Annotated in this window: 25 protein-coding genes; 18 read left to right on the top strand and 7 right to left on the bottom strand. The window is 40.7% G+C overall.

From position 1 onward, the window contains the following. The first annotated feature begins 43 nt into the window (after positions 1 to 43). From trpX to radC, 18 genes are all read left to right on the top strand, one after another. Positions 44 to 1048 (top strand): tryptophan ABC transporter substrate-binding protein, encoded by a 1005-nt coding sequence (gene trpX, locus HT721_RS00815; RefSeq protein ID WP_173212839.1) that lies wholly within the window; start codon positions 44 to 46, stop codon positions 1046 to 1048. Between the two features lie 68 nt (positions 1049 to 1116). Then, positions 1117 to 1983, top strand: a complete 867-nt coding sequence (locus HT721_RS00810) for an ABC transporter permease (protein WP_173212837.1) — start codon at positions 1117 to 1119, stop codon at positions 1981 to 1983. Further along, positions 1980 to 2738: an ABC transporter ATP-binding protein gene (locus HT721_RS00805; protein WP_070527393.1), complete on the top strand. Its 759-nt coding sequence runs from the start codon at positions 1980 to 1982 to the stop codon at positions 2736 to 2738. Before HT721_RS00810 ends, HT721_RS00805 begins: the two co-directional genes overlap by 4 nt. A gap of 89 nt (positions 2739 to 2827) precedes the next feature. After that, complete coding sequence (gene dnaG, locus HT721_RS00800; protein ID WP_173212833.1) at positions 2828 to 4588, top strand: DNA primase; 1761 nt, start codon at positions 2828 to 2830, stop codon at positions 4586 to 4588. A 2-nt stretch (positions 4589 to 4590) separates the two neighbouring features. Next, positions 4591 to 5700 carry an RNA polymerase sigma factor RpoD gene (gene rpoD / locus HT721_RS00795; RefSeq protein WP_000201906.1) on the top strand — a complete coding sequence of 370 codons (1110 nt, stop codon included), beginning with the start codon at positions 4591 to 4593 and terminating at the stop codon, positions 5698 to 5700. A 14-nt stretch (positions 5701 to 5714) separates the two neighbouring features. Continuing rightward, positions 5715 to 6044: a metal-sulfur cluster assembly factor gene (locus tag HT721_RS00790; RefSeq protein WP_173212831.1), complete on the top strand. Its 330-nt coding sequence runs from the start codon at positions 5715 to 5717 to the stop codon at positions 6042 to 6044. A gap of 114 nt (positions 6045 to 6158) precedes the next feature. Then, positions 6159 to 7202, top strand: a complete 1044-nt coding sequence (gene cpoA, locus HT721_RS00785) for an alpha-galactosylglucosyldiacylglycerol synthase (RefSeq protein WP_173212829.1) — start codon at positions 6159 to 6161, stop codon at positions 7200 to 7202. 15 nt (positions 7203 to 7217) lie between these two features. Further along, positions 7218 to 8543, top strand: a complete 1326-nt coding sequence (locus HT721_RS00780) for a glycosyltransferase family 4 protein (RefSeq protein ID WP_173212827.1) — start codon at positions 7218 to 7220, stop codon at positions 8541 to 8543. A gap of 29 nt (positions 8544 to 8572) precedes the next feature. Continuing rightward, positions 8573 to 8749, top strand: a complete 177-nt coding sequence (locus HT721_RS00775; RefSeq protein ID WP_025170615.1) for a PspC domain-containing protein — start codon at positions 8573 to 8575, stop codon at positions 8747 to 8749. A gap of 58 nt (positions 8750 to 8807) precedes the next feature. Further along, positions 8808 to 8942: a DUF4044 domain-containing protein gene (locus tag HT721_RS00770; RefSeq protein ID WP_000863859.1), complete on the top strand. Its 135-nt coding sequence runs from the start codon at positions 8808 to 8810 to the stop codon at positions 8940 to 8942. A 63-nt stretch (positions 8943 to 9005) separates the two neighbouring features. Next, positions 9006 to 10316, top strand: a complete 1311-nt coding sequence (obgE, locus tag HT721_RS00765; RefSeq protein WP_000061641.1) for a GTPase ObgE — start codon at positions 9006 to 9008, stop codon at positions 10314 to 10316. Between the two features lie 9 nt (positions 10317 to 10325). After that, complete coding sequence (locus tag HT721_RS00760) at positions 10326 to 10484, top strand: hypothetical protein (RefSeq protein WP_050314293.1); 159 nt, start codon at positions 10326 to 10328, stop codon at positions 10482 to 10484. 918 nt (positions 10485 to 11402) lie between these two features. Continuing rightward, the gene (locus HT721_RS00755; RefSeq protein ID WP_173228703.1) at positions 11403 to 12662 is read left to right on the top strand and encodes a UDP-N-acetylglucosamine 1-carboxyvinyltransferase; all 1260 of its coding nucleotides are present in this window, start codon (positions 11403 to 11405) and stop codon (positions 12660 to 12662) included. Positions 12663 to 12677: 15 nt separating this feature from the next. Next, positions 12678 to 13229, top strand: a complete 552-nt coding sequence (locus HT721_RS00750) for a GNAT family N-acetyltransferase (RefSeq protein ID WP_001028727.1) — start codon at positions 12678 to 12680, stop codon at positions 13227 to 13229. Beyond that, positions 13222 to 14499: a CBS-HotDog domain-containing transcription factor SpxR gene (gene spxR, locus HT721_RS00745; protein ID WP_049522490.1), complete on the top strand. Its 1278-nt coding sequence runs from the start codon at positions 13222 to 13224 to the stop codon at positions 14497 to 14499. Before HT721_RS00750 ends, spxR begins: the two co-directional genes overlap by 8 nt. A gap of 15 nt (positions 14500 to 14514) precedes the next feature. Further along, complete coding sequence (locus HT721_RS00740) at positions 14515 to 15375, top strand: methionyl aminopeptidase (protein ID WP_000631543.1); 861 nt, start codon at positions 14515 to 14517, stop codon at positions 15373 to 15375. Between the two features lie 518 nt (positions 15376 to 15893). Then, positions 15894 to 18185 carry a DNA helicase PcrA gene (pcrA, locus tag HT721_RS00735; protein WP_173212817.1) on the top strand — a complete coding sequence of 764 codons (2292 nt, stop codon included), beginning with the start codon at positions 15894 to 15896 and terminating at the stop codon, positions 18183 to 18185. Positions 18186 to 18227: 42 nt separating this feature from the next. Further along, the gene (radC, locus tag HT721_RS00730) at positions 18228 to 18908 is read left to right on the top strand and encodes a DNA repair protein RadC (protein ID WP_173212815.1); all 681 of its coding nucleotides are present in this window, start codon (positions 18228 to 18230) and stop codon (positions 18906 to 18908) included. Here the strand turns inward: radC and HT721_RS00725 are convergent. The 7 genes from HT721_RS00725 to HT721_RS00695 all read right to left on the bottom strand — a co-directional run bounded on the left by HT721_RS00725 (position 18905) and on the right by HT721_RS00695 (position 23677). Continuing rightward, positions 18905 to 19594 carry a gamma-glutamyl-gamma-aminobutyrate hydrolase family protein gene (locus HT721_RS00725; protein WP_049524081.1) on the bottom strand — a complete coding sequence of 230 codons (690 nt, stop codon included), beginning with the start codon at positions 19592 to 19594 and terminating at the stop codon, positions 18905 to 18907. The two genes, radC and HT721_RS00725, sit on opposite strands and share 4 nt — an antisense overlap. Before the next feature lie 17 nt (positions 19595 to 19611). After that, positions 19612 to 20253, bottom strand: coding sequence for a redox-sensing transcriptional repressor Rex (locus HT721_RS00720; protein ID WP_000653417.1), 642 nt, complete (start codon positions 20251 to 20253; stop codon positions 19612 to 19614). An 82-nt stretch (positions 20254 to 20335) separates the two neighbouring features. Further along, on the bottom strand, positions 20336 to 20551 hold the full coding sequence (locus HT721_RS00715; RefSeq protein WP_173212813.1) for a DUF4649 family protein: 216 nt from the start codon (positions 20549 to 20551) through the stop codon (positions 20336 to 20338). 7 nt (positions 20552 to 20558) lie between these two features. Further along, on the bottom strand, positions 20559 to 20906 hold the full coding sequence (locus HT721_RS00710) for a DUF1831 domain-containing protein (RefSeq protein ID WP_000863540.1): 348 nt from the start codon (positions 20904 to 20906) through the stop codon (positions 20559 to 20561). 4 nt (positions 20907 to 20910) lie between these two features. Continuing rightward, positions 20911 to 22026, bottom strand: a complete 1116-nt coding sequence (locus tag HT721_RS00705; RefSeq protein ID WP_173212811.1) for a cysteine desulfurase family protein — start codon at positions 22024 to 22026, stop codon at positions 20911 to 20913. Positions 22027 to 22035: 9 nt separating this feature from the next. Then, a complete protein-coding gene (locus HT721_RS00700) occupies positions 22036 to 22995 on the bottom strand; it encodes a ribose-phosphate diphosphokinase (RefSeq protein WP_001283809.1) in 960 nt (319 codons plus the stop codon). Positions 22996 to 23107: 112 nt separating this feature from the next. After that, positions 23108 to 23677 carry a CYTH domain-containing protein gene (locus HT721_RS00695; RefSeq protein WP_173212809.1) on the bottom strand — a complete coding sequence of 190 codons (570 nt, stop codon included), beginning with the start codon at positions 23675 to 23677 and terminating at the stop codon, positions 23108 to 23110. Positions 23678 to 23730 lie beyond the last annotated feature (53 nt).

Raw genomic sequence — 23730 nt, 5'->3', positions numbered from 1 at the left:
TTAGATAAGTGAAGTATTTTAAAGGAATAAAAGGGGAAATAGAATGAAAAATAAACGTTTAATTGGAATTATCGCTGCATTAGCAGTCTTAGTAGCAGGAAGCTTAATTTATTCTTCAATGAATAAATCAGAAGCTCAGAATAATAAGGATGAGAAGAAAATAGCCAAGATTGGTGTGCTTCAATTTGTGAGCCATCCATCCCTTGACTTGATTTATAAAGGGATCCAAGATGGACTTGCAGAAGAAGGATATAAAGATGATCAAGTTAAAATCGATTTTATGAACTCAGAAGGTGACCAAAGTAAGGTTGCGACAATGAGTAAACAATTGGTTGCAAATGGGAATGACCTTGTGGTTGGTATCGCAACACCAGCAGCCCAAGGTTTGGCTAGTGCCACAAAAGACCTACCTGTTATCATGGCCGCTATTACAGACCCAATTGGTGCTAACTTGGTTAAAGATTTGAAAAGACCAGGTGGCAACGTTACAGGGGTATCTGACCACAATCCAGCTCAACAACAAGTTGAACTCATCAAAGCTCTGACACCGAATGTGAAAACAATCGGAGCTCTTTACTCAAGTAGCGAAGACAATTCAAAAACACAGGTCGAAGAATTTAAGGCTTATGCTGAAAAAGCAGGTCTGACAGTGGAAACATTTGCAGTTCCTTCAACAAATGAAATTGCCTCAACTGTCACTGTTATGACTAGCAAGGTAGATGCTATTTGGGTTCCAATTGATAACACCATTGCATCAGGATTTCCAACGGTTGTCTCTAGCAATCAAAGTTCTAAGAAACCGATTTATCCAAGTGCGACAGCTATGGTAGAAGTAGGTGGTTTGGCATCAGTTGTAGTTGACCAACATGACCTTGGTGTGGCAACTGGAAAAATGATTGCGCAAGTCTTGAAAGGTGCAAAACCAGCCGATACCCCAGTCAATGTCTTTTCAACTGGTAAGTCAGTCATCAATAAAAAAATAGCACAAGAACTAGGTATTACGATTCCTGAGTCTGTTCTCAAAGAAGCAGGACAAGTCATCGAATAAATAAGGTAGGGAGGAGGAAACTCTTCCCATTTTTTAAAAAGATGAATATAGAAAGGATTAAATAAAATATGATTGTTTCCATTATTTCTCAAGGATTTGTCTGGGCTATTCTAGGTCTGGGAATCTTTATGACATTTAGGATTTTGAACTTTCCAGATATGACAACAGAAGGTTCCTTCCCTCTTGGCGGAGCTGTTGCTGTCACTCTGATAACCAAAGGCGTGAACCCTTTTTTAGCGACACTTGTTGCTGTAGGAGCAGGTTGTTTGGCTGGTATGGCAGCAGGACTTCTTTATACAAAAGGGAAGATCCCCACCTTGTTATCAGGGATTTTGGTGATGACTTCCTGTCATTCTATCATGCTCTTGATTATGGGACGTGCAAATTTAGGCTTACTTGGAACCAAGCAAATCCAGGATGTTTTGCCTTTTGATTCAGATTTGAACCAACTCTTGACAGGTCTTATCTTTGTCAGTCTTGTTATTGCTCTCATGCTCTTTTTCTTGGATACCAAACTAGGACAAGCCTATATTGCTACAGGTGACAATCCTGATATGGCTAGAAGTTTCGGGATTCATACTGGGCGCATGGAGCTTATGGGCTTGGTTTTATCAAATGGTGTGATTGCCCTTGCAGGTGCCCTCATTGCTCAGCAAGAAGGCTATGCTGATGTATCTCGAGGAATCGGGGTTATCGTTGTGGGGCTTGCAAGTTTGATTATTGGGGAAGTTATTTTCAAGAGTTTGAGCTTGGCAGAACGTCTGGTTACCATCGTTGTCGGTTCCATCGCTTATCAATTCTTAGTGTGGGCAGTTATTGCGCTTGGCTTTAATACAAGTTACCTTCGTTTGTACAGCGCCGTGATTTTAGCAGTCTGCCTCATGATTCCAACATTTAAACAAACAATCTTGAAAGGAGCCAAATTAAGCAAATGACAGCAATTGTAGAATTAAAAAATGCAACCAAAGTCGTTAAAAATGGCTTTGATGAAGAAAAGATTATTTTAAATGATGTTTCCTTAGAAATTTTTGAACAGGATTTTATCACGATTTTAGGTGGAAATGGTGCTGGGAAATCAACCCTCTTTAACACTATTGCAGGAACCCTGTCACTAACCAGCGGAACCATCCGTATTTTAGGTGAGGATGTTACCAAGTTTTCACCAGAGAAGCGGGCTAAGTATCTGTCTCGAGTCTTCCAAGATCCCAAGATGGGGACAGCTCCTCGTATGACAGTGGCAGAGAATCTCTTGATTGCCAAGTTTCGTGGTGAAAAGCGTGGATTGTTACCACGACGCTTGACTAGTTATAAGGATGAGTTTCAGGCAACTATTGAAAAAGTGGGAAACGGTCTTGAGAAACATTTGAATACACCGATTGAGTTTTTATCAGGTGGTCAAAGACAAGCCTTGAGTCTCTTGATGGCAACCTTGAAGCGACCTGAATTACTCTTGTTAGACGAGCATACTGCAGCCCTTGATCCAAAGACCAGTGTTGCCCTCATGGAATTGACAGATGAATTTGTCAAGAAAGACCAGCTGACAGCTCTTATGATTACTCACCATATGGAAGATGCTCTCAAATATGGAAATCGTTTAATTGTCATGAAAGAAGGACGAATTATCCAAGATTTGAAGCAAGAAGAAAAAGCAAAAATGAAAATCTCTGATTATTATCAACTCTTTGAATAAAGTAGGGAAAATGAGTGAAATGGTTTACTTTTTTTCTGAAATAAAGTATACTATATAAAGTAAACTATGATAACATGGAGGTATTGTGTATGGTTGACAAACAAGTCATTGAGGAAATCAAAAACAATGCCAACATTGTGGAAGTCATAGGAGATGTGATTTCTTTACAAAAGGCAGGACGGAACTATCTAGGGCTCTGTCCTTTTCATGGTGAAAAAACACCTTCTTTCAACGTTGTAGAGGACAAGCAGTTTTACCACTGTTTTGGTTGTGGTCGCTCGGGTGATGTCTTTAAGTTCATCGAGGAGTACCAAGGGGTTCCCTTTATGGAGGCTGTCCAAATCTTAGGTCAGCGTGTCGGGATAGAGGTTGAAAAACCGCTTTATAGTGAACAAAAGCCAGTTTCGCCTCACCAAGCTCTTTATGATATGCACGAAGATGCAGCCAAATTTTATCACGCTATTCTCATGACAACGACCATGGGGGAAGAGGCCAGAAATTACCTTTATCAGCGCGGTTTGACAGATGAAGTGCTCAAGCATTTTCGGATTGGTTTAGCACCTCCAGAACGCAACTATCTCTATCAACGTTTGGCTGGTCAGTATCGTGAAGAGGATTTCCTGGATTCGGGACTATTTTACCTCTCAGATGCTAATCAATTTGTAGACACCTTTCACAATCGGATTATGTTTCCCCTGACAAATGACCGAGGAAAGGTGCTTGCCTTCTCAGGTCGTATCTGGCAGAAAACGGATTCACAAACTTCTAAATATAAAAATAGCCGATCGACTGCAATTTTTAACAAAAGTTACGAATTATATCATATGGATAGGGCAAAAAAATCTTCTGGTAAAACCAGTGAGATTTACCTGATGGAAGGATTCATGGATGTCATTGCAGCCTATCGGGCTGGAATCGAAAATGCTGTCGCATCTATGGGAACAGCTTTAAGTCGTGAGCATGTTGAACATCTGAAAAGGCTAACCAAGAAGTTGGTTCTTGTTTACGATGGCGATAAGGCTGGGCAAGCTGCGACATTGAAAGCACTGGATGAAATTGGTGATATGCCTGTGCAAATCGTCAGCATGCCTGATAACTTGGATCCAGATGAGTATCTACAAAAAAATGGTCCGGAAGACTTGGCCTATCTATTAACGAAAACTCGTATTAGTCCGATTGAGTTTTACATTCACCAGTACAAACCTGAAAATAGTGAAAATCTGCAGGCCCAGATTGAGTTTATTGAAAAAATAGCTCCCTTGATTGTTCAAGAAAAGTCTATCACTGCTCAAAACAGCTATATTCATATTTTAGCTGACAGTCTGGCATCTTTTGATTATGCCCAGATTGAGCAGATTGTTAATGAGAGTCGTCAGGCGCAAAGGCAGAATCGCATGGAAGGGATTTCCAGACCGACGCAAATCACTATGCCTGTCACCAAGCAGTTATCAGCTATTATGAGAGCAGAAGCCCATCTACTCTATCGGATGATGGAATCCCCTCTTGTTTTGAACGATTACCGTTTACGAGAAGATTTTACATTTGATACACCTGAATTTCAGGTCTTATATGACTTGCTTGGTCAGTATGGCAATCTTCCTCCGGAAGTTTTAGCAGAACAGACAGATGAAGTTGAAAGAGCTTGGTATCAGGTTTTAGCTCAGGATTTACCTGCTGAGATGTCACCGCAGGAACTTAGTGAAGTAGAAATGACTCGTAACAAGGCTCTCTTGAATCAGGACAATATGAGAATCAAAAAGAAGGTGCAGGAAGCTAGCCATGTAGGAGATACAGACACAGCCCTAGAAGAATTGGAACGTTTAATTTCCCAAAAGAGAAGAATGGAGTAATAATGGCAACAAAACAAAAAGAAGTAACAACATTTGACGTACAAGTAGCAGAATTTATCCGTAATCATAAGCAAAAAGGGACAGCAACTGATGATGAAATCAATGCTAGTCTTGTCGTTCCTTTTACCTTGGATGCTGATGGGATTGAAGATCTCTTGCAACGAATTCAGGATGCAGGGATTTCTATCACAGATAACGAAGGAAATCCGAGTGCGCGTGTTCTTAGCAATGAAGAAGAACCAGAACTCAGTGATGAGGACTTGATTGGGTCAACTTCGGCTAAGGTCAATGACCCTGTTCGTATGTACTTGAAAGAAATCGGGGTCGTTCCTCTCTTGACCAATGAAGAGGAAAAAGAATTGGCGCTGGCTGTTGAAGCGGGTGACATCGAAGCTAAACAGCGCCTTGCGGAGGCCAACCTTCGTTTGGTTGTTTCTATTGCTAAACGCTATGTCGGCCGAGGTATGCAGTTCCTTGACTTGATTCAAGAAGGGAACATGGGCTTGATGAAGGCGGTTGACAAGTTTGATTATTCTAAAGGATTTAAGTTCTCAACTTACGCAACTTGGTGGATTCGTCAAGCTATCACTCGTGCCATTGCGGACCAAGCTCGTACCATCCGTATCCCAGTCCACATGGTTGAAACCATCAATAAATTGGTTCGTGAACAGCGTAATCTTCTTCAAGAATTGGGACAAGATCCAACACCTGAGCAAATCGCTGAACGTATGGATATGACACCTGATAAGGTTCGTGAAATCTTGAAGATTGCTCAAGAACCGGTATCCCTTGAAACTCCTATCGGTGAAGAGGATGATAGCCACCTTGGGGACTTTATCGAAGATGAAGTGATTGAAAATCCAGTGGATTATACGACTCGTATCGTCTTGCGTGAGCAGTTGGATGAAGTCTTGGATACTCTTACAGACCGTGAAGAAAACGTTTTGCGTCTACGTTTTGGATTAGATGATGGAAAAATGCGTACCCTTGAAGATGTGGGTAAAGTATTTAACGTAACCCGTGAGCGTATCCGTCAGATTGAAGCAAAGGCTTTGAGAAAACTACGCCAACCAAGTCGTAGTAAACCGCTTCGTGATTTTATTGAAGACTAAGAGTGAGGATGAATATGGCTTATACAGAAGAGCAAATTGATAACATCAAAACACGAATTTTATCAGCCTTGGAAGAAGTTATTGACCCTGAGTTGGGAATCGATATTGTCAATCTTGGTTTGATTTATGAGATTCGTTTTGACGGCGACACAGGGCAAACAGAGATTGATATGACTTTGACAACCATGGGTTGTCCCCTAGCTGATCTTTTGACGGACCAGATTTATGATGCTATGACAGAGGTTCCAGAAGTAACGGATACTGAGGTTAAGTTAGTTTGGTATCCAGCCTGGACAGTTGAAAAAATGAGTCGCTATGCACGCATTGCCCTAGGCATTAAGTAAACATATAAAAGCATGTGAGAGACCCTTGGAAAAGCGAGGAAATTTCCCCTCTTTTCCTTTAGTCTCTCCTTTCTTTTGCTGATTTTATTCAAAGAAAATGATATAATAGTAGCTATGGAAAAAAAGAAATTACGCATCAATATGTTGAGTTCAAGTGAGAAAGTAGCAGGACAAGGAGTTTCAGGTGCTTACCGTGAATTAGTTCGTCTTCTTCACCGTGATGCCAAGGACCAATTGATTGTTACAGAAAATCTTCCAATCGAGGCAGATGTGACTCACTTTCATACCATTGATTTCCCCTATTATTTATCAACATTCCAAAAGAAACGATCAGGGAGGAAAATTGGATATGTGCATTTCTTACCTGATACACTTGAGGGAAGTTTGAAAATTCCATTTTTCTTAAAGGGAATTGTGAAACGCTATGTATTTTCTTTTTACAACCGGATGGAGCACTTGGTTGTGGTAAATCCGATGTTTATCGAGGATTTGGTGGCAGCTGGTATTCCACGTGAAAAAGTGACCTATATTCCTAACTTTGTCAATAAGGAAAAATGGCATCCCCTTCCACAAGAAGAGGTAGTCAGACTGCGAACAGAGCTAGGTCTTAGTGACAATCAGTTTATCGTAGTAGGTGCTGGTCAAGTTCAGAAACGTAAAGGGATTGATGACTTTATCCGTCTGGTTGAGGAATTGCCTCAGATTACCTTTATCTGGGCGGGTGGTTTCTCTTTTGGTGGTATGACAGATGGTTATGAACGCTACAAGAAAATCATGGAGAATCCCCCTAAAAATTTGATTTTTCCAGGTATTGTATCGCCAGAGCGGATGCGCGAATTGTATGCCCTAGCGGACCTTTTCTTGTTGCCTAGTTACAATGAGCTCTTCCCGATGACTATTTTAGAGGCTGCTAGTTGTGAAGCTCCTATTATGTTGCGTGATTTGGATCTTTATAAGGTGATTTTGGAGGGAAATTATCGGGCGACAGCAGATAGAGAAGAGATGAAAGTGGCTATTCTGGAATATCAAGCAAATCCTGCTGCCTTAAAAGACCTCAAAGAAAAGGCTAAGAATATTTCTAGAGAGTATTCTGAAGAGCATCTGTTGCAAATCTGGTTGGACTTTTATGAAAAACAAGCCGCTTTAGGGAGAAAGTAAAAAGTGAGGTAATCTATGCGAATTGGTTTATTTACAGATACCTATTTTCCTCAGGTTTCAGGTGTTGCGACCAGTATTCGAACCTTGAAAACCGAACTTGAAAAGCAGGGACATGCTGTTTTTATCTTTACGACAACAGATAAGGATGTCAATCGTTATGAAGATTGGCAAATTATCCGCATTCCAAGTGTTCCTTTCTTTGCTTTTAAGGATCGCCGCTTTGCCTATCGAGGATTCAGCAAAGCACTGGAAATTGCTAAACAGTATCAGCTGGATATCATCCATACTCAGACAGAATTTTCTCTTGGCTTGTTGGGGATTTGGATTGCGCGTGAATTGAAGATTCCAGTCATCCATACCTATCACACCCAGTACGAAGACTATGTGCATTATATTGCCAAGGGGATGTTGATTCGTCCTAGTATGGTCAAGTATTTGGTTAGAGGTTTTTTACATGATGTGGATGGGGTGATTTGCCCGAGTGAGATTGTCCGTGACTTGCTATCTGACTATAAGGTCAAGGTTGAAAAACGGGTCATTCCAACTGGAATTGAATTAGCCAAGTTTGAGCGTCCGGAAATCAAGCAGGAAAATTTGAAAGAACTGCGTAGTAAATTAGGGATTCAAGATGATGAAAAGATGTTGCTTAGTCTTTCCAGAATTTCCTATGAAAAAAATATTCAAGCAGTATTAGCAGCCTTTGCAGAAGTTCTGAGAGAGGAAGACAAGGTGAAACTGGTAGTTGCTGGGGATGGGCCTTATCTGGATGACCTCAAAGAGCAAGCCCAGAAACTAGAGATTCAAGACTTCGTTATCTTTACAGGTATGATTGCTCCTAGTGAGACGGCTCTTTATTATAAGGCGGCAGATTTCTTCATCTCGGCATCGACAAGTGAAACCCAAGGCTTGACCTACTTGGAAAGCTTAGCTAGTGGGACGCCTGTCATTGCTCATGGAAATCCTTATCTGGACAATCTCATCAATGACAAGATGTTTGGAATCTTGTACTATGGAGAACATGATTTGGCTGGTGCTATTTTAGAGGCCTTGATTGCAACACCAGACATGAATGAGCATACCTTATCAGAAAAATTGTACGAGATTTCGGCTGAGAACTTTGGGAAACGGGTGCATGAGTTTTATCTTGATGCTATTATTTCAAATAATTTCCAGAAAGATTTAGCAAAAGATGATACGGTCAGTCAGCGTATTTTTAAAACAGTTTTGTATCTTCCGCAAAAGGTAGTCGCTGTACCGGTAAAAGGCTCTAGACGCATGCTGAAGGCTTCAAAAACACAGTTAATCAGCATCAGAGATTATTGGAAAGACCATGAAGAATAGAAAGAGGAATAGCTATGAAAAAACAATTGATGAGAAGTGGTAGTGATCAAAAAATTGCTGGTGTTTGTGCTGGGGTAGCCCATTATTTTGATATGGATCCGACTATTGTTCGTGTAATATGGGGTGTTCTTGCTTGCTGTTACGGAGCGGGAATTGTAGCTTATATCATTTTATGGATTATCGCACCAGTAGCAAGTGACTATTGAAAACTAGCTCAATTCATGCTAAGATAATAGAAAATAGAATGTAACGAAGGAGAGAAAAATGGCATTTGGAGATAATGGAAATCGTAAAAAAACGATGTTTGAGAAAATAACCTTGTTTATCGTGATTATCATGCTAGTAGCAAGTTTATTGGGAATTTTTGCAACTGCAATTGGTGCCCTCAGTAATCTATAAAATAGATTCAAGAAAATTTAGTGACTGGGATTTCCCAGCCCTTTTTTAAAGTGAGAAGAAATAATGAGTATGTTTTTAGATACAGCCAAGATTAAGGTCAAGGCTGGTAATGGTGGCGATGGTATGGTTGCCTTTCGCCGTGAAAAATATGTCCCTAATGGTGGTCCTTGGGGTGGTGATGGTGGTCGTGGAGGCAATGTCGTCTTCGTTGTAGATGAAGGTCTACGTACCCTCATGGATTTCCGCTATAATCGCCATTTCAAGGCTGATTCTGGTGAGAAAGGAATGACCAAAGGGATGCATGGTCGTGGTGCAGAGGATCTCAGAGTTCGTGTTCCACAAGGTACGACTGTTCGTGATGCAGAGACTGGCAAGGTTTTGACAGATTTGATTGAACATGGTCAAGAATTTATTGTAGCCCACGGTGGTCGTGGTGGACGTGGAAACATCCGCTTTGCGACACCAAAAAATCCTGCACCGGAAATCTCTGAAAACGGAGAACCAGGTCAGGAACGTGAGTTACAATTGGAACTAAAAATCTTGGCAGATGTCGGTTTAGTAGGATTCCCATCTGTTGGGAAATCAACACTTTTAAGTGTTATTACCTCAGCTAAACCTAAAATTGGAGCCTACCACTTTACGACCATTGTACCAAATCTTGGTATGGTTCGTACCCAATCAGGTGAATCCTTTGCAGTAGCCGATTTACCAGGTTTGATTGAAGGGGCTAGTCAAGGTGTTGGTTTGGGAACCCAGTTCCTCCGCCACATTGAGCGTACACGTGTCATCCTCCATATCATTGATATGTCAGCTAGCGAAGGCCGTGATCCATATGAGGATTACCTAGCTATCAATAAAGAGCTGGAGTCTTACAATCTTCGCCTCATGGAGCGTCCACAGATTATTGTAGCTAATAAGATGGACATGCCTGAGAGTCAGGAAAATCTTGAAGACTTTAAGAAAAAATTGGCTGAAAATTATGATGAATTTGAAGAGTTACCAGCTATCTTCCCAATTTCTGGATTGACCAAGCAAGGTCTGGCAACACTTTTAGATGCTACAGCTGAATTGTTAGACAAGACACCAGAATTCTTGCTCTACGACGAGTCCGATATGGAAGAAGAAGCTTACTATGGATTTGACGAAGAAGAAAAAGCCTTTGAAATTAGTCGTGATGACGATGCGACATGGGTACTTTCTGGTGAAAAACTGATGAAACTCTTTAATATGACCAACTTTGATCGTGACGAATCAGTCATGAAATTTGCCCGCCAACTTCGTGGTATGGGAGTTGATGAAGCCCTTCGTGCGCGTGGTGCTAAGGATGGGGATTTAGTCCGCATTGGTAAATTTGAGTTTGAATTTGTAGACTAGGAGATTGATATGGGAGATAAACCGATATCTTTCCGAGATGCGGATGGCAACTTTGTTTCCGCTGCAGACGTTTGGAATGAAAAGAAATTGGAAGAACTGTTTAATCGTCTCAATCCAAATCGTGCCTTGAGGTTGGCACGAACTAAAAAAGACAATTCATCTCAGTAAAGAAGATAAAAAAATCCCGTGTCTGATCAGACACGGGATTTTGTGGTACGACGGGCATGTATAGCAAACTGAATCTGGAATAGCACAGCATATCTTCTAAAATATTGTTATCAATTGATTTGAATTTCAAAATTAAATTGTTTAATTCTTTTTTCACTTTATTATAGTATATCTGATGTCAAAGTTATCGGCGAGTCAAATAGCGATTCCCAAGTCTGATGCTGGAAATAAGAATCGTCAGAGGAAGGGATAGCGAAATCGTGGCTCTACGAACAGGAACGTGATAGTAAGGCGTATATAGTAGATAAGGGGGCTCAAAACTCTAAATTCCAAAAAGGTAGTCGTAACCTATATGCGTAAATCACGAGAGTAATTGAATTCGGACTAGGATTTTCTATTTTCACTGTAACCTTTTAACGTCCTCATATCTTGTATACACGAGGAAAGATGTATGACTTATCCCGTGAGGTCTATCACTATAAAGAGAAAACGACAGATAGAGGTGATCCTGAGTCACGGTTATCTTTAAAATAGATTGTCTGATAGGATGCTAGCCTGAAAACGTCTTGTTCATGAAATATAGGACGCTATGTATAAAACGCTTCTGTGAACTGAGAGAAGGGGGAGAAGTTCTTTCTAAAGTTTAGTTGAACAGCCGTATTCCGATACTTAGATAAGGGGGGTAGTCTTAGCTCCTACTCGATTTCAGGGGGCAAAAAAGGGGCAATAGCGATTCGAGAAAGATTATACTCTTCGAAAATCTCTTCAANNCTTTGATTTTTATTGAGTATCAGTGACTAACTCATCAACTCTGATTTATCCAATAAAATTGAAAAGGATGGAAAAAAGGATAAATTTATGATATACTTTATTTTAAAGACCTTATTAGAAATCTTGAAAGAGTATTGAAAACTTAGAATGAGAAAAATTGTTATCAATGGTGGATTACCACTACAAGGTGAAATCACTATTAGTGGTGCTAAAAATAGCGTTGTGGCCTTAATTCCAGCTATTATATTGGCTGATGATGTGGTGACTTTGGATTGTGTTCCAGATATTTCGGATGTAGCCAGTCTTGTCGAAATTATGGAATTGATGGGAGCTACTGTTAAGCGTTATGACGATGTCTTGGAGATTGATCCAAGAGGTGTTCAAAATATTCCAATGCCTTATGGTAAAATTAACAGTCTTCGTGCATCTTACTATTTTTATGGGAGTCTCTTAGGCCGTTTTGGTGAAGCGACAGTTGGTTTACCGGGAGGATGTGATCTTGGTCCTCGTCCGATTGACCTACACCTTAAGGCTTTTGAAGCTATGGGTGCCACTGTTGGCTACGAGGGAGATAACATGAAGTTATCTGCTAAAGATACAGGACTTCATGGTGCAAGTATTTACATGGACACGGTTAGTGTAGGGGCAACGATCAATACGATGATTGCTGCGGTTAAAGCGAATGGTCGTACCATTATTGAAAATGCAGCCCGTGAACCTGAAATTATTGATGTAGCTACCCTCTTGAATAATATGGGAGCCCATATCCGCGGTGCAGGAACTAATATCATCATTATTGATGGTGTTGAAAGATTGCATGGAACCCGTCATCAGGTGATTCCAGACCGTATCGAAGCTGGAACATATATTTCTTTAGCTGCTGCAGTTGGCAAGGGGATTCGTATAAATAATGTTCTTTACGAACACCTAGAAGGATTTATTGCTAAGCTGGAAGAAATGGGAGTGAGAATGACTGTATCTGAAGACAGCATTTTTGTCGAAGAGCAGTCTAATTTGAAAGCAATCAATATTAAGACAGCTCCTTACCCAGGCTTTGCAACTGATTTGCAACAACCGATTACCCCTCTTTTATTAAGAACGAATGGTCGTGGTACAATTGTCGATACGATTTACGAAAAACGTGTAAATCATGTTTTTGAACTAGCAAAGATGGATGCGGACATTTCGACAACAAATGGTCATATTTTGTACACAGGTGGACGTGATTTGCGTGGGGCCAGTGTTAAAGCGACTGACCTACGAGCTGGGGCTGCACTAGTCATTGCTGGGCTTATGGCTGAAGGTAAAACTGAAATTACCAATATCGAGTTTATCTTACGTGGTTATTCTGATATTATTGAAAAATTACGTAATCTAGGAGCGGATATTACACTTGTTGAGGATTAAACCGTAGAGGTGTTTATGAATATTTGGACCAAATTAGCAATGTTTTCTTTTTTTGAAACGGATCGCTTGTATTTGCGTCCTTTCTTTTTTAGTGATAGTCAGGACTTCCATGAGATAGCTTCGAATCCAGAAAATCTCCAATTTATTTTCCCAACTCAGGCAAGTCTGGAAGAAAGTCAATATGCATTAGCAAATTACTTTATGAAGTCCCCTTTGGGAGTGTGGGCAATTTGTGACCAGAAAAATCAACAAATGATTGGTTCTATTAAATTTGAGAAGTTAGATGAAATCAAAAAAGAAGCTGAGCTTGGCTATTTTTTGAGAAAAGATGCTTGGTCGCAAGGATTTATGACAGAGGTTGTTAGAAAAATTTGTCAGCTTTCTTTTGAGGAATTTGGCTTAAAACAATTATCTATCATTACCCACCTTGAAAATGAAGCTAGCCAAAGAGTTGCTCTTAAGTCTGGATTTAGTTTGTTCCGTCAGTTTAAGGGAAGTGATCGTTATACAAGAAAAATGCGAGATTATCTTGAATTTCGGTATGTAAAAGGAGAATTCAATGAGTAAGCATCAGGAAATTCTAAGCTATTTGGAGGAATTACCAGTAGGTAAAAGGGTGAGTGTTCGTAGTATTTCCAACCATCTGGGAGTCAGTGATGGAACGGCCTATCGCGCTATCAAGGAAGCTGAAAACCGTGGAATTGTGGAGACCCGTCCTAGAAGTGGAACAATCCGCGTCAAATCCCAGAAAGTTGCGATTGAAAGATTAACTTTTGCTGAAATTGCAGAAGTGACTTCTTCTGAGGTTCTGGCTGGGCAAGAAGGTTTAGAGAGAGAATTCAGTAAGTTTTCAATTGGTGCCATGACTGAACAAAATATCTTGTCTTACCTTCACGATGGGGGGCTCTTGATTGTCGGAGACCGAACCCGTATTCAGTTGCTAGCCTTGGAAAATGAAAATGCAGTTCTGGTTACAGGGGGATTTCAGGTTCATGATGATGTACTTAAACTGGCCAATCAAAAAGGGATTCCTGTTCTGAGAAGCAAGCATGATACTTTCACTGTCGCGACCATGATCAATAAAGCCTTGTCAAATGTCCAAATCAAGACTGATATTCTGACAGTTGAGAAACTTTATCGCCCTAGTCATGAGTATGGTTTTCTGAGAGAGACCGACACCGTTAAAGATTATTTGGACTTAGTTCGTAAGAATCGTAGCAGTCGTTTCCCTGTTATCAATCAACATCAGATCGTTGTTGGGGTTGTTACTATGAGAGATGCGGGTGATAAGTCACCAAGTACCACAATTGATAAAGTCATGTCTCGTAGTCTATTTTTAGTTGGATTATCAACAAATATTGCTAATGTGAGTCAACGGATGATCGCAGAAGACTTTGAAATGGTACCGGTTGTTCGGAATAATCAAACCTTGCTTGGAGTTGTGACAAGACGAGATGTCATGGAGAAGATGAGTCGTTCTCAAGTTTCGGCTCTACCAACTTTTTCTGAGCAGATTGGTCAAAAACTTTCTTATCACCATGATGAAGTAGTGATTACAGTGGAACCTTTTATGCTTGAGAAAAACGGAGTTTTGGCTAATGGTGTTTTGGCAGAAATTCTGACCCATATGACCCAAGATTTAGTTGTGAATAGTGGGCGCAATCTCATCATCGAACAAATGCTGATCTACTTTTTGCAGGCTGTTCAGATAGATGATATACTGCGCATTCAAGCACGCATTATCCACCATACTAGACGATCAGCTATTATTGATTACGATATTTATCATGGTCATCAGATTGTTTCAAAGGCAAATGTGACTGTTAAAATTAATTAGAAACTAGGAGAAAAAATGATAACATTAAAATCAGCTCGTGAAATTGAAGCTATGGATAAGGCCGGTGATTTTCTAGCAAGTATCCATATTGGCTTGCGTGATTTGATTAAGCCAGGCGTAGATATGTGGGAAGTTGAAGAATACGTTCGCCGTCGTTGTAAGGAAGAAAATTTCCTTCCGCTTCAGATTGGAGTTGACGGTGCCATGATGGACTATCCTTATGCTACCTGCTGCTCTCTTAATGATGAAGTGGCTCACGCTTTCCCTCGTCACTATATCTTGAAAGATGGTGATTTGCTTAAGGTTGATATGGTTTTGGGAGGTCCAATTGCCAAATCTGATTTGAATGTCTCAAAATTAAACTTCAACAATGTTGAGCAAATGAAAAAATACACCCAGAGTTACTCTGGTGGTCTTGCAGACTCTTGTTGGGCTTATGCTGTTGGTACACCGTCCGAAGAAGTCAAAAACTTGATGGATGTAACCAAAGAAGCCATGTACAAGGGTATTGAGCAAGCTGTTGTTGGAAATCGTATCGGTGATATTGGTGCAGCCATTCAAGAATACGCTGAAAGTCGTGGTTACGGTGTAGTGCGTGATTTGGTTGGTCATGGTGTTGGCCCAACTATGCACGAAGAACCAATGGTTCCTAACTATGGTATTGCTGGTCGTGGGCTTCGTCTCCGTGAAGGAATGGTCTTAACCATTGAACCAATGATCAATACCGGTGACTGGGAAATTGATACAGATATGAAGACTGGTTGGGCTCATAAGACTATTGACGGTGGGCTATCTTGTCAATATGAACACCAATTTGTCATTACTAAGGATGGTCCGGTAATCTTGACTAGCCAAGGTGAAGAAGGAACTTATTAATAAAAAGTGAAAAGATCTACTGGAAGTTTATTTTGATAAAAAATCCAGTAGATCTTTTTATAATAAAACGCATTGTATCAAGCTTTTAATGCCTGGTATAATGCGTTTTTCTAATTTTAAGATTTTTTCCAACTCTGTTTGTAACCACATCATAACAAAGGGTCTAGAATTCATAGCTCTCCTCCTATATACTATTAGTAAAGCAAAACTAGGGGAGAATATTTTAGTGTCGCAATCTATTGTTCGTGTAGAGGTTTTACGATATCGTTGTTTTGATTCTAAAAAGAGAAATGGAATTCTGTTTAACGTTCGTATTGCCAATCTTAAATTTACCTTTTTTATATTGAAGTATTGAGCTAGTTTATGAAAAAATTGAGTGAAAGAGTCGAGTGTTTTAGAAACCTACAGTGTAGTATTCTAGTTTCAATCCACTATATTTTGCTACTCCCCATAAAGTTTCTATTTTCCCTGAATTCTGATATAATAGAAATATTGACTTCAAGAGTAAGGAAGAGAAGATGAACGCATTATTAAATGGAATGAATGACCGTCAGGCTGAGGCGGTGCAAACGACAGAAGGTCCCTTGTTGATCATGGCAGGGGCTGGTTCTGGAAAGACCCGTGTTTTGACCCACCGTATCGCTTATTTGATTGATGAAAAGCTGGTCAATCCTTGGAATATCTTGGCCATTACCTTTACTAATAAGGCTGCGCGTGAGATGAAAGAGCGTGCTTATAGCCTCAATCCAGCTACTCAGGACTGTTTGATTGCGACTTTTCACTCCATGTGTGTTCGTATCCTGCGTCGCGATGCGGATCATATTGGCTACAACCGTAATTTTACTATTGTGGATCCTGGTGAACAGCGAACTCTTATGAAACGCATTCTCAAGCAGTTGAACTTGGATCCTAAAAAATGGAATGAACGGAGCATCTTAGGAACTATTTCCAACGCTAAGAATGATTTGATTGATGATGGGGCTTATGCCTCCCAAGCTGGAGATATGTACACGCAAATTGTGGCCCAGTGTTATACAGCCTATCAGAAAGAACTGCGTCAGTCGGAGTCGGTTGACTTTGATGATTTGATTATGCTGACCTTGCGTCTCTTTGATCAAAATCCTGATGTTTTGACTTATTACCAGCAGAAGTTTCAATACATCCACGTTGATGAGTACCAAGATACTAACCATGCCCAGTACCAACTGGTCAAACTCTTGGCTTCACGCTTTAAAAATATTTGTGTGGTTGGGGATGCGGACCAGTCTATCTACGGTTGGCGTGGTGCGGATATGCAGAATATTTTGGATTTTGAGAAAGATTATCCCCAAGCCAAGGTTGTTTTGTTGGAAGAGAATTACCGTTCCACTAAAACAATTCTCCAAGCGGCCAACGAGGTCATTAAAAACAACAAAAACCGCCGTCCTAAGAATCTCTGGACCCAGAATGCTGATGGGGAGCAAATCGTTTACTATCGTGCCAATGATGAGCTAGATGAGGCTGTATTTGTAGCCAGAACTATCGATGAACTTGGTCGGAGTCAAAACTTCCTTCACAAGGATTTTGCAGTTCTCTATCGTACTAACGCCCAGTCTCGTACTATTGAGGAAGCCCTGCTCAAGTCAAACATTCCTTATACCATGGTTGGTGGAACCAAGTTCTACAGCCGTAAGGAAATCCGCGATATTATCGCTTATCTTAATCTTATTGCTAATTTGAGTGACAATATCAGTTTTGAGCGTATTATCAACGAACCAAAACGTGGAATTGGGCCAGGTACTGTTGAGAAAATTCGTGACTTTGCAAATATGCAAAACATGTCTATGCTAGATGCTTCAGCCAATATCATGTTGTCTGGTATCAAGGGTAAAGTAGCCCAGTCTATCTGGGATTTTGCAAATATGATGTTAGATTTGCGAGAGCAACTGGACCACTTAAGCATTACTGAGTTGGTTGAGGCCGTCCTAGAAAAAACAGGTTACGTCGATATTCTTAACGCCCAAGCGACCTTAGAAAGCAAGGCTCGTGTAGAAAACATCGAGGAGTTCCTCTCTGTGACGAAAAACTTTGATGACACCTCTGATGGGCCAGAAGAAGAAACTGGTCTGGATAAACTGAGTCGTTTTTTAAATGACTTGGCCTTGATTGCGGACACAGATTCAGGTAGTCAGGAGACATCAGAAGTGACCTTGATGACCCTGCATGCTGCCAAAGGTCTCGAGTTTCCAGTTGTCTTTTTGATTGGGATGGAAGAAAATGTCTTTCCACTTAGTCGTGCAGCTGAGGATTCAGATGAATTGGAAGAAGAGCGCCGTCTGGCCTATGTAGGTATCACGCGTGCAGAGAAAATTCTCTATCTGACCAATGCTAACTCACGCTTGCTTTTCGGTCGTACCAACTACAACCGTCCCACTCGTTTTATTAACGAAATCAGCTCGGACTTACTTGAGTATCAAGGTCTGGCTCGTCCAGCAAATACAAGCTTTAAGGCATCTTATAGCAGTGGTGACCTTGCCTTCGGTCAAGGTATGAGTCTTGCCCAGGCTCTTCAAGACCGTAAACGCAGTGCTGCCCCAAAATCTATCCAGTCAAGTGGCCTTCCGTTTAGTCAATTTACAGCTGGAGCAAAATCAGCTTCTAGCGAGGCAAATTGGTCCATTGGTGACATTGCCCTCCACAAGAAGTGGGGAGAGGGAACTGTTTTGGAAGTTTCAGGTAGCGGTGCTACGCAGGAATTGAAAATCAATTTCCCAGAAGTAGGTTTGAAAAAACTTTTGGCTAGTGTGGCCCCAATTGAGAAAAAAATCTAATTTTTCATCCTTCTCACGAATAATAAAGTGAGGAGGATTTTTATGTACAGTATTTCATTCCAAGAAGATTCACTATTACCAAGAGAAAGACTGGCCAAGGAAGGAGTTGAAGCGCTCAGTAATCAAGAGTTACTAGCTATTTTACTCAGGACAGGAACACGTCAAGCTAGTGTTTTTGAAATTGCCCAGAAAGTCTTGAACAATCTTTCAAACCTAACGGATTTGAAAAAAATGACCCTGCAGGAATTGCAGAGTCTGTCTGGTATTGGACGTGTTAAGGCCATAGAATTGCAAGCTATGATTGAACTGGGGCATCGTATTCATAAACACGAGACTCTTGAGATGGAAAGTATTCTCAGCAGTCAAAAGTTGGCCAAGAAGATGCAACAGGAATTGGGGGACAAAAAACAAGAGCACCTGGTGGCGCTCTATCTCAATACTCAAAATCAAATCATCCATCAACAGACCATTTTTATCGGCTCAGCTACTCGTAGTATTGCTGAACCACGTGAGATTCTTCACTATGCTATCAAGCATATGGCGACTTCTCTCATCTTGGTCCACAATCATCCTTCGGGAGCGGTAGCCCCTAGCCGAAATGATGATCATGTCACTAAACTTGTTAAAGAAGCCTGCGACCTGATGGGAATTGTCCTCTTGGACCATTTGATTGTCTCATATTCTAGTTACTTTAGTTACCGTGAAAAAACAGATTTAATCTAAAGTTCATTAACGACATAGTCAAAGAGGTTTTTATCTTTGGGACGATTTTCAAAAAGAAACTCTGGATGCCATTGGACACCGAGAAAGGCGACATCATCCGTACTCATAACAGCTTCTATAATACCATCTTTAGGATCATGAGCCGCAATCTTTAAATTTGGTGCTAAATCCTTGATGCTCTGGTGGTGGAAGGAGTTGATATGGGAGATTTCTCCATAGATTTCTCGAAGAACTGTATCAGGTTCTGTCACCAAGCGTTGGGTTGTGTACTCGGCGGAACAATCCTGCCAGTGATCTTCGATATCTTGGTACAAAGTTCCACCCATGGCAACGTTAAAGAGTTGAGTCCCACGACAGACAGAGAAAATCGGCTTTTGCTGTTTGATAGCTTCCTTGATGAGGGCTAGTTCGAATATATCTCTTTGAAGGTGGTAGTCATCGCTATCAATGGTTTTTGGTTCACCATAGAATTTTGGATCAACATTTTGCCCACCTGTCAAGATGAGCTTGTCAATCATACTGATATAGTGGCAGGCCATTTCTTGATCACCAATCGGTAGGATGATGGGAATCCCTCCAGCGTCTTTAACGCCTTCAACAAAGCCTTTTGCTGCGTAGCTCATCATGATGTCATCATCAGGATGAGTTTTTTCGTTTCCTGTAATCCCTATAACTGGTTTTTTCATAAAATGATTTTCGCTTTCTAATCCTCTTTTCGCATGAAATAGAGGAGTGTTTGGAGTTCACTTGTCAAATCGACATACTGAACGACCACATCTTTTGGTAAATGCAGATGGACTGGTGAAAAACTAAGAATTCCTTTCACGCCAGCATCAACCAAGAGATTGGCAACCTCTTGTGACTTAACGCTGGGAACGGTCAGGATAGCAGTCTTCACATCAGCATCCTTGATTTTATCCTTGATTTGAGAAATCCCGTAAATAGGAATTCCATCAGGAGTTTGGGTTCCGACTTCGGGATGGTCATCTAGGTCAAAGGCCATGATAATCTTCATCTTGTTACGCTCGTGGAAGCGGTAGTGGAGAAGGGCATGGCCCATATTTCCAATACCAACCAGCATGACATTGGTAATAGAGTTATCATTGAGCAAATCGGCAAAAAATGTCATCAGTTTTTTGACATCATATCCAAATCCACGCCGACCTAGTTCACCAAAATAGGAAAAATCACGACGTACGGTCGCTGAATCAATCCCAATGGCCTCTGCAATTTGCTTAGAGTTGGCACGTTCAATCTTTTCTGCATGAAATCTCTTAAAAATTCGATAGTAGAGAGAGAGTCTTTTTGCTGTAGCTTTTGGAATAGCAGACTGTTTATCTTTCACAAAATCACAACCTTTCTATTCTTCTATTTTATAGAAACATTGTGAAAAAATCAACAAAAACAAGAAAAAACTAAGAAAAATCTTAGTTTTGTTGTAAAAAATCTGCATGTGATAGAAAACGGTAGAGGTCTCCGACCAGTCCTTGGTAAACTTCCTGTCCTTTAAAGGTCAAAGAAGTTACATAAAGTGTATCTGGCAGAGTCACACATCCTGACAGAGCTAGCATGAGAGCCTCGTAATCCTCATACTTGAGAGTGCGCTCTACATGATAGCTGTCCTTATAGGTCAGTTCAAACATTTTGGCTCTATCTTTCCGATTTTGTAAAGACACCACGTTCTACCAAGCTATCCATGAGGAAATAGAATTTTTCCTGATGAATGTGGTGGTCTTCTGATTTGAAAATATCAACTAGACGTAGCCCAAACTTGTCAGTGATATTGATTTTAGCACCTGTAAGTTCCTTGTTAATGATGATTTTGAGTTGGAAGCCTTCACCGCTGTTTGGCACTTTTTCAAGTAGGCGAGTCAATTCATAGTTACCAACCTTAGTCTCAAAAAAGGTGTTGTCCTTAAGGGTGAATTTTTTAACAGAAGGGCTAAGAGTGTAGTCGTAACGACAATTTTTTAACTGAATGGTTTTTTCAAATGCCATATGGCTAACCTCCGATAATTTCTTTTAAGGTCTTTGCGAGGGTATGTAGGTCTTCAACAGTATTTTCTGGCGAGAGACTGATACGAACGGATTCCTTCAAGCGTTCTGAATTTGCCCCGTACATGGCTTCAAGAACATGGCTGGATTGGACAATGCCTGCCGTACAGGCTGAGCCAGTAGAGATTGAAATTCCAGCCAAATCTAGCCGAAGGAGTAAGAGGTCGTTTTTCTGACCAGGAAATCCAATATTGAGAACATAAGGGAGATGATGTTGTCCTCTATTCACGTAATACTGAATTCCTTCTAGCTCTGCAAGAAAGGCAGTTTCTAGATTTTGTACATGTTGGAAATGTTCTTCCTGTTTTTCTAGGTCTTCTTTTAGGGCTGCAACCATACCCACGATGGCAGCTAGATTTTCAGTTCCGGCTCGTTTTTTCTGTTCTTGGTCTCCGCCATGAAGATAGGAATCAAAATCCATGCTAGATGCGTAGAGAAAACCGATTCCCTTAGGACCATGGAACTTGTGGGCAGAAGCAGTGAGAAAATCAATGCCCAATTCTTCTGGGTGTATAGGGATTTTACCAATAGCCTGAACTGCATCGACATGATAGGCGGCTGGGTGTTGCTTGAGTATTTGGCCAATTTCAGCAATGGGCAGTAGGTTTCCAGTCTCATTATTGGCAAACATGGTAGAAACCAAAATCGTATCGTCACGTAAGGCCTCTTGAATTTGCTGGGCGGTGATTTCTTGATTTTCTGGCTGGATAATGGTTGCTTCAAACCCAAAGTGTTGAACCAAGTAATCAATTGTTTCAAGGACAGCATGGTGCTCAATAGCAGTTGTGATAATATGTTTTCCTTGTTCTTGGTGACGAAGGCAGTAACCAATGATAGCAGTATTGTTGCCTTCTGTCCCACCAGAAGTGAAAAAGATATGTTGAGGTTTTGTCCCCAGTAACTGAGCTAGTTCCTGACGGGCTTCTCGTAAGAGTTTACCAGCTTGACGACCATGACCATGAATACTAGAAGGGTTGCCGTAGGTTTCTTGCATCACCTTGGTCATAGCTGAAATAGCAACTGCTGACATAGGAGTTGTCGCAGCATTGTCCAAATAAATCAAAGAATCACCTTATTTCTTTTTGTTGTAGGCAAAGAGTGGGCTGACTGGTTTTCTTTCGTGGATACGGACGATGGCGTCACCAATTAACTCACTAGCAGTGATGTAGCATACGTTTTTAGGAGTTTTTTCTTTTGTTGCTACTGAATCAGTCACAAGAATTTCTTTAATCTTAGTATTGTCAAGAAGTTCAGCAGCTCCCTCGACGAAGAGACCGTGGCTAGAAACAGCATAAATTTCTGTAGCCCCTTCACGTTCAACGATTTTAGCAGCTTCAGAGAAGGTGCGTCCTGTATTTAAAATATCGTCAATCAAGATGGCTTTCTTACCTTCAACATCACCAATGATATAACCTTCGTTGCGAGTTGCATCGTCTTGAGGATAGTCGATAATGGCGATAGGAGCATCAAGATATTCAGCCAAGCTACGCGCACGTTTGACACCTGAATTTTTAGGGCTAACGACAACAACATCTGAACCGAGTAGTCCCTTATCGCAGTAATGTTTTGCAAATAGGGGAACAGTGAAAAGATTATCCACTGGAATATCAAAGAAACCTTGAACCTGAACGGCATGCAAATCAAGAGTCAGGATACGGTCAACACCAGCCTTAACCAGCATATTGGCAACTAGTTTAGCTGTAAGTGGCTCACGAGGACAAGCAATGCGGTCTTGACGTGCATAGCCAAAATATGGAAGGACAACGTTGATACTGTGGGCACTTGCGCGCACACAAGCGTCGACCATGATCAACAATTCCATTAGGTGGTTGTTAACAGGGAAACTTGTTGATTGGATGATGTAAACATCATAACCACGGACACTTTCTTCGATATTCACTTGGATTTCTCCGTCTGAAAATTGACGTGACGATAGTTTTCCAAGTGGGACACCAACAGCTTCAGCAATTTTCTGTGCAATCTCTTGGTTAGAGTTGAGTGCGAAAAGTTTCATGTTTTTTCTATCTGACATTATAGACCGTCCTCTGTAAACTTTTTAAATCCTAGTGATATTTGCCTTACCTATATGAACTGGGATTTTTGTATTTTTATCTTTTCTATTTTACCAAAAAATGGAGATTATTTCAGCTATTTTTCATACTTTTGACAAATCGAACCAATTTTGAAGGAGCTTTTTGATAAGAAATCTGATTTTCCTCTAAAAATTTTTGGAAATCTTGTTTGCCTTGCTCGTGATTTTCCACTTCAAGCTCCAATTCGTAATCCGTCATATCAAAGTATTGACTTTCATCCAGAGCCATGAGACCGATAGCTGTTTGCATTTCATAGCGAAGTGTTGTTAGACAACCAAGTACCTGCCAGTTCTTGCTTTGGATGCCATGTTTCGCCAATTCATCCAGTACTAGCCCTTGAGGAAGTTCTTCCTTAGACAGATAGTTTTCAGCATCTTTTAGTTGCAATTTTTGGTTGTATTCCATGTTTCCAACACTCTGCGGGACTTTGAGTGTCAATTCTGCCCAGTCTTCAAAGGTTCGAATGCGCATAGCAATTTTCTTTTCTCGCAGTTCAAAATCAGGTGTGTCCATGTAGTGGTTTTTTTGAAGAACAGGAGTGACGTCTGTGAACTGGTCTTTTAGACGATTGTATTCATCTTTTTTCAATAGTGTTTTCAATTCAATTTCTAAATGTTTCATTTTTCTTACCTTTTCTTTATCGTTGAAAGCGGATTATGGTATAAACTGCTCAC

Source organism: Streptococcus sp. 4094 (assembly GCF_013277125.1).
Lineage (GTDB): Bacteria > Bacillota > Bacilli > Lactobacillales > Streptococcaceae > Streptococcus.
Note: the sequence above shows the minus strand (reverse complement) of the source record. Positions and strands in the feature narration are given on the sequence as shown.